This window comes from Fulvivirga sp. (assembly GCF_040218215.1).
Classification (GTDB): Bacteria; Bacteroidota; Bacteroidia; order Cytophagales; family Cyclobacteriaceae; genus Fulvivirga.
In genome coordinates this window covers 44,041-60,882 of sequence record NZ_JAVJQL010000030.1, presented here as the reverse complement: position 1 = coordinate 60,882, position 16,842 = coordinate 44,041, and the positions used below count along the sequence as shown (strand labels likewise).

General features: G+C 38.6%; 15 protein-coding genes. 8 read left to right on the top strand and 7 right to left on the bottom strand.

The features are described 5' to 3' along the window. Positions 1 to 22 precede the first annotated feature (22 nt). Genes RIB54_RS22270 through purE form a run of 3 tightly spaced genes read left to right on the top strand, consistent with a single transcriptional unit; the run spans position 23 to position 3,624 of the window. Complete coding sequence (locus tag RIB54_RS22270) at positions 23 to 1,960, top strand: peptidylprolyl isomerase (protein ID WP_350103106.1); 1,938 nt, start codon at positions 23 to 25, stop codon at positions 1,958 to 1,960. Continuing rightward, entirely contained in the window at positions 1,957 to 3,096 is a 1,140-nt protein-coding gene (locus RIB54_RS22265) for a 5-(carboxyamino)imidazole ribonucleotide synthase (RefSeq protein ID WP_350103104.1), read from the top strand. Before RIB54_RS22270 ends, RIB54_RS22265 begins: the two co-directional genes overlap by 4 nt. Before the next feature lie 3 nt (positions 3,097 to 3,099). Next, positions 3,100 to 3,624 carry a 5-(carboxyamino)imidazole ribonucleotide mutase gene (purE, locus tag RIB54_RS22260; RefSeq protein ID WP_350103102.1) on the top strand — a complete coding sequence of 175 codons (525 nt, stop codon included), beginning with the start codon at positions 3,100 to 3,102 and terminating at the stop codon, positions 3,622 to 3,624. Between the two features lie 614 nt (positions 3,625 to 4,238). On the opposite strand, the gene RIB54_RS22255 is transcribed toward purE, so the two are convergent. Further along, a complete protein-coding gene (locus tag RIB54_RS22255) occupies positions 4,239 to 4,682 on the bottom strand; it encodes a transposase (RefSeq protein ID WP_350103101.1) in 444 nt (147 codons plus the stop codon). A gap of 121 nt (positions 4,683 to 4,803) precedes the next feature. Then, positions 4,804 to 5,811, bottom strand: a complete 1,008-nt coding sequence (locus tag RIB54_RS22250; RefSeq protein WP_350103100.1) for a potassium channel family protein — start codon at positions 5,809 to 5,811, stop codon at positions 4,804 to 4,806. A gap of 58 nt (positions 5,812 to 5,869) precedes the next feature. Between RIB54_RS22250 and RIB54_RS22245 the strand changes: the two genes are divergently transcribed. Genes RIB54_RS22245 through RIB54_RS22235 form a run of 3 tightly spaced genes read left to right on the top strand, consistent with a single transcriptional unit; the run spans position 5,870 to position 8,808 of the window. Further along, positions 5,870 to 6,589, top strand: coding sequence for a sulfotransferase-like domain-containing protein (locus RIB54_RS22245; RefSeq protein WP_350103098.1), 720 nt, complete (start codon positions 5,870 to 5,872; stop codon positions 6,587 to 6,589). 2 nt (positions 6,590 to 6,591) lie between these two features. Then, positions 6,592 to 7,491 carry an aminotransferase class IV gene (locus tag RIB54_RS22240; protein WP_350103096.1) on the top strand — a complete coding sequence of 300 codons (900 nt, stop codon included), beginning with the start codon at positions 6,592 to 6,594 and terminating at the stop codon, positions 7,489 to 7,491. Between the two features lie 39 nt (positions 7,492 to 7,530). After that, entirely contained in the window at positions 7,531 to 8,808 is a 1,278-nt protein-coding gene (locus RIB54_RS22235; protein ID WP_350103095.1) for a hypothetical protein, read from the top strand. On the opposite strand, the gene RIB54_RS22230 is transcribed toward RIB54_RS22235, so the two are convergent. The 3 genes from RIB54_RS22230 to RIB54_RS22220 all read right to left on the bottom strand — a co-directional run bounded on the left by RIB54_RS22230 (position 8,783) and on the right by RIB54_RS22220 (position 12,195). Then, positions 8,783 to 9,802, bottom strand: coding sequence for a TerC family protein (locus RIB54_RS22230; protein ID WP_350103093.1), 1,020 nt, complete (start codon positions 9,800 to 9,802; stop codon positions 8,783 to 8,785). The genes RIB54_RS22235 and RIB54_RS22230 overlap by 26 nt on opposite strands. A gap of 176 nt (positions 9,803 to 9,978) precedes the next feature. Further along, positions 9,979 to 10,386, bottom strand: a complete 408-nt coding sequence (locus RIB54_RS22225) for a Fur family transcriptional regulator (RefSeq protein WP_350063755.1) — start codon at positions 10,384 to 10,386, stop codon at positions 9,979 to 9,981. A 12-nt stretch (positions 10,387 to 10,398) separates the two neighbouring features. Beyond that, positions 10,399 to 12,195: an ABC transporter ATP-binding protein gene (locus tag RIB54_RS22220; RefSeq protein WP_350103092.1), complete on the bottom strand. Its 1,797-nt coding sequence runs from the start codon at positions 12,193 to 12,195 to the stop codon at positions 10,399 to 10,401. Positions 12,196 to 12,337: 142 nt separating this feature from the next. Between RIB54_RS22220 and RIB54_RS22215 the strand changes: the two genes are divergently transcribed. Continuing rightward, positions 12,338 to 13,255, top strand: a complete 918-nt coding sequence (locus tag RIB54_RS22215; RefSeq protein WP_350103090.1) for a universal stress protein — start codon at positions 12,338 to 12,340, stop codon at positions 13,253 to 13,255. On the opposite strand, the gene RIB54_RS22210 is transcribed toward RIB54_RS22215, so the two are convergent. Together RIB54_RS22210 and gpmI are read right to left on the bottom strand one after the other, a co-directional pair. After that, on the bottom strand, positions 13,252 to 13,827 hold the full coding sequence (locus RIB54_RS22210) for a hypothetical protein (RefSeq protein WP_350063761.1): 576 nt from the start codon (positions 13,825 to 13,827) through the stop codon (positions 13,252 to 13,254). The genes RIB54_RS22215 and RIB54_RS22210 overlap by 4 nt on opposite strands. Further along, complete coding sequence (gpmI, locus tag RIB54_RS22205; RefSeq protein ID WP_350103089.1) at positions 13,827 to 15,347, bottom strand: 2,3-bisphosphoglycerate-independent phosphoglycerate mutase; 1,521 nt, start codon at positions 15,345 to 15,347, stop codon at positions 13,827 to 13,829. Before gpmI ends, RIB54_RS22210 begins: the two co-directional genes overlap by 1 nt. A 123-nt stretch (positions 15,348 to 15,470) precedes the next feature. On the opposite strand from gpmI, the gene radA reads away from it, so the two are divergent. Then, positions 15,471 to 16,838, top strand: coding sequence for a DNA repair protein RadA (radA, locus tag RIB54_RS22200; protein ID WP_350063765.1), 1,368 nt, complete (start codon positions 15,471 to 15,473; stop codon positions 16,836 to 16,838). The last annotated feature ends 4 nt before the right edge of the window (positions 16,839 to 16,842 follow it).

Sequence of the window (16,842 nt, the reverse complement as noted above, 5' to 3'; positions counted from 1 at the left end):
AACTTAGCATAAATTTTTTAGCATGTATAAATTATTAAAGAGCTGGCCCGTTGCACTGATTATCATTATCATTTCTGCCTGTCAAAGCCAGGTTGAAAAAGTTGAGAGTCCTGTTTCCAATAAATTTGAAAATGAGGAGCTGGTTAAAATTTATGATCTCATTGATAAGAGAGACTCCAAACAACTATTGCCCTATCTAAGACATGAAAATGACACGCTTAGGTATGAGGCTACACTAGGCTTTGGTTCCATACAAGATACCTCCGCCATCAAAAATGTGGCTTTTAACTTGAATGACGGTTCGCCTAAAGTACGTAAAGCTGCGGCCTATGCGCTCGGCCAAATGAAAGACACTGCTGCTATTGCTCCAATAGTTAGCAGCCTGGAGGTTGAGGACAGCGTTTATGTAAGGCAGCAGTTACTAGAATCATTGGGCAAGGTAATTACTCAGGAAAAATTAAGACAGCTTCAATATTGGCCACTTAAAACCTCTGATGACAAGCAAGGTCTGGCTTGGGGATTATACAGAGCTGGTCTCAGAAATGTGCATGATGGTATTTCTGTTGATTTAGCCATTTCATTATTAGACAGCTCTAATTCTTATATGACAAGATTAGGTGCAGCACATTTCTTAGGCCGAAGCAGAAATTTGGATTTAAAAGGCCGGTCAGGATTGATCATTAAATCTGCCTCTAAAGACAAATCACCATTTGTGAGAATGGCCAGCGCATTGGCGCTTGGCAATGCTATTGAACCTAAATCATTAGACGCACTTACAGCTATAGCCAAAGACTCTGATTACAGAGTACGAGTCAATGCATTAAGATCTTTAACAAAATTTGAATTTAAGGATATCAAAACCGCAGTCTTTGAATCCCTCGATGATGAAAATGTGAATGTTGGAATTACAGCTGCCGGCATAGTTGCTAACAAGGCCAATGAAAATGATCTTGAAGCCGTTACCTCTTTAACCAAGCAAGGTTTACCCGGCAGAATAAATGCTGCCCTATTAGGTACACAGCTGAAACTTGCAGAGGATAAACAACCGGTCATTGAGGCCATTATTAGCGAATATAATAATGCAGCATCCGATTATTATAAAGCCGATCTACTCGGTGCGCTAGGAAACTCCCCGCTGGCTCATGAATTTGTGGTAACAAAGACTTTTGCAGAGACACCTAAGGCTATCGGCACAGCAGGTATTACTGCATTAGCGACAATGCGTGTTAATGAAAACTTCCCTCAAAAATTAGAAGCGCCATTTGCAGATATTTTTAAGCAAGCCATTGAAACCAAAGACATTGCCATGATAGCTGTGGCAGGATCAGTAATCACTGACCCTGATCTGAACTTTAAAGCCGTCTATGATTCTGCTAAGTTTTTAACTGAGGTAAGAAGCACACTTCAGTTGCCAAAAGATATTGAAGCCATTCAAATGCTAGATAGGGCCATTGCATTCTTTAATAATGAGGAATACACAGCGCCTGAAAATGAATATAACCATCCTATTGATTGGCCGGCTATTAAAGGCATCGACAAAGAACAAATTGTAAAAATCTCAACGGATAAAGGCGTTGTCAAATTGAGAATGCTGGTAAATGATGCGCCTGGTTCCGTGGTTAATTTTATTGCATTGGCCAAATCTGGTTATTATAATGGTAAGAACTTTCATCGGGTAGTTCCTAATTTTGTTATCCAAGGAGGCTGTAATCGTGGCGATGGTTATGGAGGAGAAGATTACTCGATCCGTTCCGAATTTGCGAACCTGAGATATGAAGAAGGCAGTGTGGGCATGGCTTCGGCAGGTCAAGACACTGAGGGAACTCAGTGGTTCATTACACATTCACCTACTCCTCATTTAGATGGAAGTTATACTATCTTTGCAAAAGTGACTGAGGGCATGGACGTAGTGCATAAAATGGAGGTTGGAGATAAGATAAATACGATTGAATTAGAATGACCAAAGGAATACAGGAACAAAAACTAGGAATATTAGGCGGTGGCCAGTTAGGCAGAATGCTCGTGCAGTCTGCACTGGATTTTAATATCGATATCAAAATCCTTGACCCTGATGCCAATGCTCCTTGTAAAAACATTGTTTCAGAATTTATTGTTGGCAAGCTCACCGATTATGACACTGTTTACAACTTTGGTAAGGGTTGCGATCTCATCAGCATTGAAATTGAAAATGTAAACACGGATGCCCTGAAGCAATTGGCCAAAGAAGGTGTAAAAGTTTATCCACAACCTGAGGTTGTCGAGCTGATAAAAGACAAGCGTATCCAAAAGCAGTATTATAAAGATAATAATATACCTACCGCAGAATTTATCCTGACCGATAATAAGGAAACTGTAATCACCCATAAAAACTTTCTGCCGGCTGTTAACAAGCTGGGAAAAGAAGGCTATGATGGCCGGGGTGTTCAAATTCTTAGAACTGAAGCCGATCTTGATAAGGCCTTTGAAGCACCAAGTTTGCTGGAGAAACTGGTAGATTTCAATAAGGAGATTGCCGTCATTGTTGCAAGAAATGAGAGCGGTGAGGTTAAAACCTTCCCTGCTGTGGAAATGGTTTTTCACCCTGAGGCCAATATGGTAGAGTATTTGTTTTCGCCAGCAGATATCAGTGCTGATATAGAATCTGATGCTCAAGAGATAGCTAAGACAGTGATCAACCGATTGGGAATGGTTGGCCTTTTAGCTGTTGAAATGTTTGTGACTAAAGATGGAAAAGTGCTGGTCAATGAAATAGCCCCTCGTCCGCATAACAGTGGTCATCAAACCATAGAAGCTAATTTTACATCACAATATGAGCAGCACCTGAGAGCCATTTTCAATTTGCCTTTGGGCAATACGGATATCCTGCTGCCTTCGGCCATGGTTAACTTACTGGGTGAAGAGGACTTTACTGGCATCGCCAAATATGAAGGGTTGGAAAAAGTAATGGCAGAAAAAGGGGTGCATGTCCATTTGTATGGAAAATTGACTACTAAGCCCTTTAGAAAAATGGGGCATGTTACGATAAGAAATAATGATACGGCAGCGCTCAAAAAGGCTGTTGATCTGGTAAAAAATACATTGAAAGTAAAAGCATAGATTATGAGCAAGCCACTAGTAGGTATAATCATGGGCAGCGACTCTGATTTAAGAGTAATGAAAGATGCTGCTGAAATTTTGGAAGAACTTAAGGTAGAATATGAGCTGACTGTTGTTTCTGCACACAGAACACCAGAAAGAATGTATGATTATGCGAAGTCAGCCAAAGAGCGTGGATTGAAGGTGATTATTGCTGGCGCTGGCGGTGCGGCACATTTACCGGGTATGGTTTCTTCCATTACCACTTTACCTGTTATTGGCGTTCCAGTAAAATCAAGTAACTCTATTGATGGTTGGGATTCTATCCTTTCTATTCTACAAATGCCGGGAGGCATACCAGTAGCGACTGTAGCACTTGATGGTGCTAAAAATGCAGGCATTCTAGCTGCTGAAATCATTGGTGCTTTTGATGAGGAAATTGGCAAAAATCTGGAGACCTATAAAACACAGCTAAAAGACAAAGTGCTAAAAACCGCAGAAGATATAGAAGCGAAGGGCTGGCGTGGAAAGCAGATTGGGTTTAAGTGATTTTATGAATTCTTTGAAAGCTAAATATTGATTAACTATTGACCTTTACCAGTTATAAATACAGAGGTGATGCACCAGGTAGTCAAGTACCTTAAAGGCCCCCAAAATTCATTTCAGGATGTCTAATACCATTACTAGTAGTAGCTGCCATAATTATTATTTCTATTCTTATCGGCACAAGCAACTCCTAAAGCTTCGCTAGCTCTCATTTGTAACGAGTTGAAACAATAGAATCATATTTAACACCTGCAAGGAATTTCTAAACCACAAACACCTGCTTAAACTGTACAATGTTTTTGGTATTGCCTAATACAATCAAAGGATCGCCTTCTTGCACTACCTTTTCTGAATGTGGGTTGAAAATAAATCCCTTCCGTTAGCGCTCGTTTTTAACGAGTGCAATTAGAATAAGTCACGCATCACAGATGTGCGCCAGAGTATGCATATTAATGAACCCCCTCTCGTCCTCGTTTGCAACGAGGATGAATGAGCTATACGTTTTCAACGTATGTCAGGCTATAGTGACTTTAACTAATCCTTTTATTCCTGCATAATCTCTTGCACTGCTGTACAAATAATGATCAGGAAATTCTTCTAAACCTGCCCGCACAGGATTATCCATGTATGTAATCAATCTTGTTCACTAGATTAATATCACTCATGTCAATGGCATGGTTATCATCCTTCCACAGCTTATAGTTCTCTGCTCTTCCAGTCCTTTTAGCTTCAAAAGAAAATTTATCGACCAACCAATCCCTCCTACTTTCGGATATCTCTACAATAGCCTCAATTATTCTCTTTGAGGTGTATTTTTTAAAATCCCTTAAAAAACCTGACATTCCTAACTCTGATTCTACCTGCCCAACAATATGCACGTGATTACTCATTACTACCCAGGCATACAATTTCAATCCTTTTTGATCAGTACAATAATTCAGGGAATCAACTATAATGTCCCGATACTCTTTTCTGCTAAAGACATCTATCCAATAGACTACTGTCATTGTTATGAAATAACAGGCCTGCTGGTCTTGTATTTTATATCTATCTCCTGACATTTTAATTTTTTTTGATTTTCCTTTACCGCATTTTAAATGCAGGTCTCTAACATCCTCGTTACAAACGAGGATGAGTGCTGGTGAAAACAATAAAACCTCATTGAACACCTGCGAGGAATTTCTAAACCACAAACACCTGCTTAAACTGAACGATGTTTTTGGTATTACCTAGTACAATCAGAACATCGCCTTTCTGCACTGCCTTTTCTGAGTGTGGGTTAAATATAAATCCCTCTACTTCATCTTTAAAGGCAATAATAGTCGCTCCGGTTTTATTACGCACATCAAGCTCGCGAAGTGATTTATTCTGATATTCCAGTTTAAGCTTATCGTGGCTCACCTCTTCTAATACCAGTTTGCTATCACCAACACCATTCAGCAGTTCAAGGAACTCAATAACATAAGGCTTAGTAATCAAATTGGCCATATGAATACCTCCAAGTCTGTCAGGCATTACCACATAATTAGCCCCTGCCCGGTAGAGCTTTTTCTCTGAAGTTGGTTCATTGGCTTTTGAAATAATCTTCATCTTTTTATTCAGCTCGCGAGCTGTAAGGGTAATAAAAACATTATCTGCGTCCAGTGGAAGGCTACAAATAATAGTACTTGCCTCCTTTATTCCCGCTTCCATCAGCACTTCATCAAGCGTGGCATTGCCATTAATGAAAAAATAATTTTTATCCTCCGGGAATGAGCTAATGATTTCGCTGTTAGACTCAATTACAATAAATTCAATATTATCATTTCTGAGCTCTTCGCATACTTTAATACCGTTCCGCCCAAACCCGCAGACTATTACATGGTTTTTCAATTTTTTCACGTCTCTTGAAGTTATTATATTTTTAAAAACCCTCCTCAATTCCCCTTCAAAAAAGAAGGATGACAATACCGACACTGTATAAGCAAAGATGCCCAGATTTACCATGATAAAAATGATGGTAAATATCTTTCCATCGCTAGAAAGGGTGTTTACTTCATTATAACCAACTGTGGCAAATGTTATAACAGCCATATAGATGGCATCAAGAGGTGCAAAGCCTTCAATTATAATATAACCCACAGCACCCAGTGACATACTGATGATAAATAGGGCTGTAGCAAAAATTAATCTTTGTAAACTTCTGGGCATTGCAACTTGAAGATATTCATATTGTATTTACTCTCCAATTTTAATAGCTTACACCCCAATGAAAATAATCTCGCTTTGGTCGGGGCCACGAAATGTTTCTACAGCCCTGATGTATTCTTTTGCCCAGCGCTCTGATACTTATGTTGTGGACGAACCGCTATATGGTCATTATCTAACTAAGACAGATGCTGACCACCCCGGAAAGCAGGAGGTCATCAATAATATGGAAACTGATGGGCTCAAGGTAATTCATCAGCTAAACAAGCAGGCTAAAACAACACCAATATTATTCTTAAAAAATATGGCGCATCACTGGATAGGGCTTAGCGATGAGTTGCTATTGGATTATGACAATGTGTTTCTCATCAGGGATCCCAGGGAAATGCTGCCTTCATTAGTGAACCAGATTCCTAACCCAATTATGAGAGACACGGGTTTGAAAATGCAGGTAGATCTTTTGAAAAAACTAAAAGGTTTAGGAAGAACACCGGCAGTCATAGACTCAAGGCAGTTACTTTTAAATCCGGAGAGCACTTTAAAAAAATTATGCGCGATACTGAAAATCAAATTCGAGCCTGATATGCTCGAATGGGAAGCTAAGCCAAGGAAAGAGGATGGTGTTTGGGCCAAGCATTGGTATCAAAATGTACACAAGTCAACGGGTTTTGAGCCTTACACTAAGAAAAAGGCGGAAGTACCTTCTCATGTGCAGCCTTTGCTTGAAGAGTGCATTCCTTATTATGACTATTTATACGAAAACGCGATAAAACTTAATTGAATATGATCAAACTGCCAGACTCGAGAAATGAAAACATTCTAATCAACATCAATGGAGAGCTACTACACCGTGATGAGGCCAAAATTTCGGTTTTTGATAGTGCCGTGCAAGGTGGAGATGCCGTATGGGAAGGGCTGAGAATCTATGACGGCAAGGTTTTTATGCTTGATGAGCATCTCGACAGAATGGTCAACTCTGCAAAAGCCATGGCATTCGCACAAATTCCGGACAAAAATGAAATAAAAGCAGAGGTATTAAAAACCTTAAAAGCCAATGGCATGTATGATGAGGCTCATATCAGGCTCACGCTTACCAGAGGTAAAAAAGTAACTTCAGGAATGAGCCCACACTACAATCAGTATGGACCAACACTTATAGTGCTGGCAGAGTGGAAAAAACCTGTCTATGACAATAATGGTATTAGCCTAATAACCTCCTCAATCAGAAGAAACCCTCCGCAGTGTGTTGATTCTAAAATCCATCACAACAATCTGGTCAATAACATTTTGGCCAAGATAGAAGCCAATCTTGCTGGCGTAGAAGATGCTGTTATGCTGGATGTTGATGGGTTTGTTTCCGAAACCAATGCCACTAATATCTTTTTCATTAACAAAGAATCTGTAAAAACCCCATTTGCTGACAGTTGTCTGCCAGGTATAACCCGTGCCAATGTCATTAGCCTGTGTGAAAAAAATAATATTGCGATAAAAGAAAAGCGTATTTCAATTTCTGAAATGTACACGGCAGATGAAGTGTTTGTAACTGGCACTATGGGCGAGATAACCCCTGTGTTACAGATAGATGGCAGAAAGATTGGTAATTCTATCGGTCCTGTAACTAAAAAAATATCAGCACTTTATCAGACAATAGCGCATACTGAAGGAGTAGTGATACCGAAATAAGGTTTTCTTATTGTTAACTTTTTGTTGTAAATTTTCACAATGAATCCGTCAAAATCAGGCTGGCTTACTGACTTCATCGAGTATCGAAAATCGGCATTTCTTAAAACCAAAGAGTTCAACCAATCCAAATTAGGTAAGCATCCAGATCAGTCCTTTTATGGCATCATTCAGCCAACAGGTATCATGTATGGACATCCTGTAAATGCCTTTGGCATTGCAGATGAAGCCTCATGGAGTGAGGATGAGGGAATTAAAGTGTTGATGGCAGATAGCCTGTTTAATATAGCAGCACTTTATTCCGGGGAAAAGATTGAGACCGAAGAAGATTTTGACAATCATATTAGTCAAACACTAACCGGAATCAACAACTTTTACAAAGGTGTCTATCCGGAGCTCAGTATATCATCTAAAACCTGGCTTGGCAAGAAAAAGAACGACACCGAACTGACAGAGCAAATACTGGAAAAAAGAGTTGCTCAGATTGGTTCTAAAAAGAATAATTTCTGGCAAAATTTCTTTAGCAGAAATCAGCTCTTTCTTGATATTTATATTTTCGGGCAGTGGAGTCACACACATCCTGATGATGTTCTTCTTGACTTCTTTAAAGGCGAAAAAGAAGAAATGAGTTTTACGTCTGTAAAGGTAATTGCTGCTTCAGCACATGCAAATTCAAAAGTGGAAGAGGAAGAGAGGACATTATTTGAGCATTTTCTTACTACCACTACGCTACCTGCCGAAAAACGCAGGGTGGCCAAAGAGTATTTTGATCATGGCATGGGAATTCAGGAAATCCCGGTTCAGGACTCTGACCCTTGGATTATTCGCAAGTTTTTGCTTGAATTGGCCATTCTTACTGTGTGGTCAGATAAAAAAGTAGAGGATGCTGAACGAAAGTTTTTGGTCGCCTTCAAAGAAACGTTGGGGTTTTCAGATGAAGATTTAGAAGAAAGTATGATAGCCGTTGAAGGGTTTTTACTTCAAAATTGGAGTCAGCTTGATAGCCTTCAAGGTAAAATAGACTATGCGGCAGTAAGTGATGAATACATGAGCAGACTCATAAAAATGTGCTCCAATCACCTTAATAAAATTGAAAATATGGTGGCTGAAGATGTAACGTTGCTGGCCACTATAAAAAAGGGGAGCTCATCTGAACTATCTGATGCTGACAAGCACCTCATACGTAGTAGCTTTTTGACCATTCTTCAGTCAATCCCACATTTTAGAGTGGTGATGCTGCCAGATGAATTTCTAAGCTATGAAAATTTGTTGAAAGTTATTCCAAAAGAGACGATTACAAGAGTTCTTTCTCAGGACTAACTTGCTTTTCAACATCTACATTTTTTTCTTCGGGGGCATCTTCTTTCTTTCCTTTTTCAGGAATAATCAGAGACATAACTATTGAGCCTCCCAACACTACTATAATCACTAAAAAGCTAATGTTTATAGGAATATCCACGTGGATAATTTCAAGCAGCATCTTGGCTCCTATAAATATTAAGATAAAAGAAAGTCCCTTTTGTAATAAGTAGAATTTGTCGATAATACCTGCTAGCAGAAAAAATTTGGCTCTTAAACCAAGAATCGCAAAAATGTTAGACGTGTAAATCAAAAACTCATTTTGAGTGATGGCAAATGCAGCTGGTATAGAGTCAACAGCAAATATTAAATCTGTTGTTTCAATTAAGATTATCACCAAAAATAGCGGTGTAAACAAAAGCTTTTTATTTCTCCATATAATAAATCTTCCGCCATAATCGCTCTTGGTTATTTTAAGATATTTGCGAGCCAGCTTTAAAAGTGGGTTCTTACCCGGATCAATTTCTTCTTCTCCATCTTCAAAGAAAATTTTAATACCTGAATAGACAAGAAACACTCCAAATATGTAGAGTATCCAATAAAACTGACTTATCAAATAAGCACCAACAAAAATGAATATTGCCCTGAAAACCAGTGCTCCCAATATTCCCCAAAACAAAATGCTGTGATAGTACTCATCTTTAACAGAAAAGTACCTTAAGATCAAAAGGATTACAAATATGTTATCTACTGATAAGGCGTACTCTGTTAAGTAAGCTGTAAAGAAAGTAATAGAGGCATCGGCCCCGTCTCCATACCAATAAATAAGGTACCCAAATCCTATAGATATAGCTACCCAAAATATAGACTGATATAGGGCAGATTTAGTGGAAATTTTGTGCGCACTCTTATTAAGAACCCCTAAGTCAATTACTAGGAAAACGACAATAATAACCGCAAATAAGCCGAAGAGAATGGAGTCATGCGAACTATTGAAAAGAGAAATTAACAGCATTCTTTGGGATTATTACCGAACTAAATAAACGACAATTTATCAATTAAATTTTAGGTAACAATCTGAACCAAAAACATTATTACCAATATATCAATTGTAAAAATAATAAATTAAATAATAGAAAAAATCTTACACGGATTGTTTATTCAAAAAAGGAAAAAAAAGTAGTCTCATTATCAATTGCACTTGGCGCAAACACCTTGAATTAATAGGTTTTTTTCCATGATTTTATATCCTTTTGGCAAATTTACTGTGGGTATTGCTATTTTTTCAAGACATGATGTTTGTCCACAAATTTCGCATTTGAAATGTACATGTTCATGATTATGAGCATTTTCTGCACATTCATTACATAGTGCATATTTAGTGATACCCGCATCATCAAGTACTTTGTGCACCAACCCCTTATCCAAAAAAGTCTTTAAAGTTCGATAGACCGTTACCCTATCATGTGAAGGATCAACCTCCTTCTCAATATCAGATTGGCCAAGTGCCTGATTGGCTTTCAGAAACATTGATAGAACTTCATTTCTACAGGAAGTAGACTTTAGATCGTAGTCACTCAAAATTTCCTTAACACGCATTGCTCAAAGTTACTAATTCAATTGAAATTGAAGGCGGGACAAGTAACTATAAATTCCTGTAGTATCTGAAGATAATTCCTCATGACTCCCCTGCTCCACAATTTCGCCTTCTTTTAAAACGAATATTTTATCTGCTTTACGAATGGTGGCCAATCTGTGAGCAATCATAATAGTTGTTCTTCCTTTCATCAACTCATCAAGTGCCTGCTGCACCAAGTGCTCAGATTCGGCATCTAAACTACTTGTAGCCTCATCTAAAATCAAAACTGCAGGGTCTTTTAAGATTGCTCTTGCAATGGCTACTCGCTGCCTTTGACCTCCTGATAGCTTAACCCCTCTTTCACCAACAATAGTTTCCATCTTCTCAGGAAATTTATCAATAAACTCAAATGCATTTGCCTTTTTTGCTGCCTCGTTTATTTCTTCGTCAGTAGCATTAGGCTTTCCGTAAGCTATATTTTCCTTTATAGTACCCCCAAAGAGCATCACCTCCTGAGGGACCAAGCCAATATTTTGTCTGAGTAAGCTCAAATCATAATCTGCGAGCACTTTGCCATCCATTCGTATCTCTCCCTCACTTACATCATAAAACCTGGAAAGCAATTGGATGATAGTTGATTTACCAGCCCCGCTTTGTCCAACCAATGCAACTTTCTGACCTGCACCAATATTGAAGCTGATATCCTTCAATACGGATAACTCCTTCCGGGTAGGATAAGCAAACACCACATTCTTGAAGCTTATCTCTCCTTTAAGCTTGGATTTATGAGTAAACTCATTAATATCTTCCCTATGCTCATCTATAATTTCCAACACCCTTTCTGAAGCACCTATAGCCCTTTGAACCTGACCATAAATATCTCCCAATCCAGCAATAGAACCTCCAATAAAGGTAGTGTACAAAACAAACGAAAGTAGATCACCAACGGTCATGGCGCTTGACTCTACCAAAGTAGCCCCGTACCACATTACGGCCACAATGCCTCCAAAAAGAGCAAAGATGACAAATGATATAAATGCTCCCCTATAGGTTGCTGTTTTGAGTGCTATGTTTACAACTTCATCAAGGCTTTTTGCATATCTCTTTTTCTCAAAAATCTCATTGGTAAAAGCCTTTACAACATTAATGGCCTGTAATGTCTCTTCAACTACAGTATTGGCTTCAGCCAATTTATCCTGAGTAGCTTTTGACAGCTTCCTGATCGATTTGCCAAAAACAAGTGCACTTAGCACAAGCACTGGAAATGTGGCCAACATAAAAAGTGTAAGCTTAGGCGCAATATAGAATATAATACCCACTCCAATGATTAATGTCGCTATTTGCCTGAACAGCTCAGCAAGAGTAGTTGAAAATGTATCTTGAAGCATTGAAACATCTGATGTAATTCGACTGATTAATTCACCAATTCTTCTGCTGTCAAAAAAGGTGGTAGGCAACATAACCATTTGGCTGAATACCGCCTTTCGAACATCTGCCATAGACCGCTCACTAACCTGGGCAAATAGATATACCCTGAAGAACGAGAAGATACTTTGAAAGAACAATACTCCAATTAGCCCAAGGGTTATTTGCGTTATGGAATTAACAATCCATGGTTTGCCAGACGCTACATCCATGAGCTTTCCTGCCAGGTAAGGAAACACCAACAGAGTAGTGCTGCTAAATATCAGGCATATCATCCCAACAATAAAAGTGGTTTTATACGGAGTGATGTATTGGAACACACCCAGCAGTTTTTTAAAATTACTTTTATTAAGGGGTCTTTTATCTTCTTCTTTAAGGGGGTCTTTTCCTCTTTTATTAGCCATGAAGTAGTTACAAAATGAGGCTGCAAATTTATCGAGTTTAGATGGGTTTGACTAATTATAAATTAAAAACTGAGATTACATAATTGGTTTAGTCATTCCCAAAATTTGATTTAACTTTAAGCAACGACAAATCGCAATAACTATGTTTCCTATAAAAAGAGTTTTAGTTGCCCTTGATTTAACTGAGATGGACAATCAGTTAATTGCTTATACATCATATCTGACAGAAATTTTATCAATTGATGCCCTCTATTTCTATCATGTGGCTCCCAGTTTGGAAATTCCTAATGAAATACTGAAAGAGTTTCCTGCTCTACTAGCACCAGCGGATGAATCTTTGGAAAAGATAATTCAGGATAAACTGGATCAGTATTTAAAATGTCCGGAAAGCACGCAGGTAAAAATTGAAGTAAGGGAAGGCAATGCCGAAGATAAAATATTAAGGTGGTCTGACATAAAAGAAATTGACCTTATTATAACTGGCCGCAAGGGAACCCTTAAAGGAAGTGGACTGCTGCCCGGGCGGTTGGCCAAATTGGCACATTGTTCAATTTTAATGGTGCCTGAAAATGCTACGATCAAAATCTCGAAAATTATGGTGCCTGTTGATTTCTCAAAATCAAGCAGATTTGCGATAAACGAAGCACAACTATTCTCGGAAAAGACTGGTGCCAAAATAGCGCTTCAAAACACTTATACTGTACCTTCCGGATATCACACTATCGGAAAAACATTTGAAGAGTTTTCTGAAATTATGAGAGGGCATGCTAAAAACAATGCGCTTTTATTCGTAAAGGAAACTGAACTCGATGAGGCTGAAACAGAGCTAATCATTACACTAGATAATGATGATCAGCCAGCCGATAAGATAAATGAAGATGCTAAAAAGTTTGGTTGCGACTTAATTATAATGACTTCAAAAGGTAGAACCGGGCTGGCAAGTGTACTTCTTGGAAGCGTTGCCGATAAAGTTTTAAGTATTAAAGGAAATATTCCTGTTTTAATAATTAAGAACAAGAAACAAAATCTGGGTTTTCTAGAGGCGTTGCTTAGACTTTAATATTTAAGACTGCAACTGACGTTAAAGTCAACGCGGTCCTGAAGTAGCATTTTTTGATAGCCATTAATACTATAATGGGTAATTCTGTTTTGCTTTTTTATTTCATCCAAATCCAGAATTATATTTTTTGATGCCTGAAAAATTGAATTTGACTCCTTCATCTTAATCTCGATTCTTTTAAGGTTTTCAATCTTCTCAAGATAGAATACTTTAAAGGATTGAATAGGCAACGTTTCACTATTGGCACTATATGCTAAAATTTTCAAATTGCTGTTTTCTGCATCGCCTTCAGAAATGGTATATTGCCCCCGCAATGCTGGCTTATTAATATCAGCATCCATGATAATCTGAAATTCATCTGCCCAACCAAGACTATCAGGCACAAAAACACTTGTTGATGAGTCACCATTAACTATAGCAAATTTCTGAAGCTCCACTTCATCCTTCGTCAATGCAGCAGCCTGATCGCCCATCAAGGACTGAATATTGTAATAAAGGTCTACTTCTTTAGGTTTAAGGTCACCGCAAGCTAATGACACAATGGCCAGTAAAAAGAATAAAACGCGCCCCATCAGATCAAAATATTGCCTGTCATTTCTTTAGGGGCCTCCACGCCCATAACCTTCAAAATAGTTGGCGCTAGATCACCTAATTTTCCATCAGTAGCTTTTCCTTTAAATTCATTATCCACAAATATGCATGGAACCAGATTTGTCGTGTGTGCCGTATTTGGTGAACCATCAGGGTTAATCATAATATCAGAATTGCCATGATCGGCAATTATAATGGTCATGTAATCATTTTTCAGAGCTGTATTAACAACTGCTTCTGTGCATCGATCAACCGTTTCGCAAGCCTCAACCGCTGCTTCAAAAACTCCGGTATGGCCTACCATATCAGGGTTAGCAAAGTTTAAGCAAACAAAATCAGGCTTATTAGAATTCAGCTCCTCAATAATCTTATCCTTGATATCATTTGCGCTCATCTCAGGCTGTAAGTCATAAGTAGCAACTTTTGGAGATGGACAAAGCAATCTTTTCTCGCCCTCAAAAGGTACTTCTCTTCCACCTGAAAAGAAGAATGTAACATGAGGATATTTTTCAGTCTCTGCTATTCTAACCTGGGTTTTTCCTGCCTTTTCAAGTACCTCTCCTAGCGTGTTAACTAAATTATCCTTATCAAAAACCACCTTCACATTTTTGAAGGTATTGTCATAATTGGTCATGGTCACATAATGAAGATCCAACCTCTTCATGTTCTGCTCAGGAAAATCCTGTTGAGTTAATGCCTGTGTAATTTCCCTGCCTCTATCAGTTCTAAAGTTAAAGCACAGAACCACATCACCTTCTTCAATGGTTGCAATAGGTTTGTCCGTTCCATTGGTAACGACCAGCGGCTTTATAAACTCATCAGTTTCGCCATTTTGGTAAGCCATCAACAATCCTCGAATTGCTGTATTAACTTTTTCTCCTTCGCCTTTAACCATTAAATCATAGGCGAGTTTCACACGCTCCCAGCGATTGTCTCGATCCATGGCATAGTATCTGCCAATCACTGTAGCTATTTTTCCTGAGGTTCTTCCCATATGGGCTTCCAGATCATTGATATATCCTTCACCTCCTTTAGGGTCGGTATCACGGCCATCCATAAAAGCATGCACAAATACATCTTGCAAGCCCTTTTCAGCAGCCAATGTGCAAAGCCCTTTGAGGTGCTCTATGTGTGAATGAACCCCACCATCAGATAGGAGCCCTATGAAATGGATTTTCTTATTTTTAGATTTTGCATAATCAAAGGCCTCAGTTATTACCTCATTATCATTAATTGTCTTTTCTTTAAAAGCAAGGTTAACTTTTACCAGGTCCTGATAAACTATACGGCCAGCGCCAATATTCATATGGCCTACTTCAGAGTTACCCATTTGTCCCTCTGGCAAACCTACGGCCAGGCCTGAAGCCTCTAGTTTGCTATGTGAATACTTTTTATATAAAGAATCTACAAATGGAGTGTTTGCTTTCGCAATGGCAGAAATCTCAGGGTCAGTTCCAAGACCCCAGCCATCTAATATCATTAAAAGTACTTTCTTGCTCATAATGGCAAAAAACGTGAATTTTAACTAGGGCAACAACTTCATTAAATGAAATACCCAATCTTTTGAGATATTATTTCATTCAATGAATTAAATCATCAATTTTGATTCAAAATCAATAGATCATTGGCTAAAGTTAAATCCACATATTTCTGTCAAAGCTGCGGGTATGAATCTGCAAAGTGGTTAGGTAAATGCCCTTCTTGTGAAGCCTGGAATAGTTTTGTTGAAGAGGTTGTTCAAAAACCTTCAAAAAACGACTGGCAAACCTCAGGAACTTCAAAAAAGGGCAACACTCCTAAACCCATCAATTCTATCACCTCAGAAAAAATCAGTAGGATAGACACCCTGGATACTGAATTGAACCGTGTTCTTGGTGGTGGCATAGTTCCAGGGTCAGTAATTCTAATTGCAGGCGAACCCGGAATTGGTAAGTCTACGCTGATGCTGCAAATAGGACTCACCCTAAACTGCAAAATCCTTTATGTTTCTGGTGAAGAAAGCGAGCAGCAAATAAAAATGCGCGCTGATAGAATGACAGATAATATTAAAGGTGATTGTTTTATACTATCAGAAACCTCCACACAAAAAATATTTACTCAAGCCGAGCAGCTTGTACCAGACCTGATGATTGTAGATTCTATTCAAACATTACATTCTGATCAGGCAGAGTCATCTGCCGGAAGTGTTTCTCAGGTTAGGCAATGTACCGCTGAACTTATCAGATACGCCAAGGAGACCGCAACACCTATTTTTTTGGTAGGCCATATTACTAAAGATGGTGCAATTGCCGGCCCTAAAGTATTGGAACATATGGTAGATACCGTACTGCAGTTTGAAGGGGACAGGCATTTGACCTATAGAATATTAAGAACCACTAAAAACCGGTTTGGATCAACATCAGAGTTGGGCATCTATGAGATGATTGGCACTGGGCTGAGGCAGGTAAGTAATCCATCTGAAATTTTAATCTCTCAAAAAGAAGGCGACTTAACAGGTGTTACTATCGGTGCCACTATTGAAGGCAACAGGCCTTTAATGATTGAAATTCAGTCTCTTGTAAGTACAGCAGCCTATGGAACTCCACAAAGGAGTTCTACAGGTTTCGACTCTAAAAGATTGAACATGTTATTGGCCGTTTTAGAAAAACGCTGTGGCTTCAGACTAGGTCTTCAAGATGTGTTTTTAAATATGGCGGGAGGCATTAAAGTTGAAGACCCGGCTATGGACTTGTCGGTATGTTGTTCTATCATTTCTTCATTGGAAGAAATATCTATTTCAGATAAAGCCTGCTTTGCTGCTGAAGTTGGCCTTGGTGGTGAGTTAAGAACTGTTAACAGGCTGGACAATAGAATAGCCGAAGCCGAGAAATTAGGGTTCGAAACTATTTATATTTCTAAGTATGGCCTGAAAGGATTGGATACTTCAAAATACAAGATGAAAATCCTTTCTTTCTCAAAAATAAATGACGTTTTTTCTGACCTTTTTGGATAATATA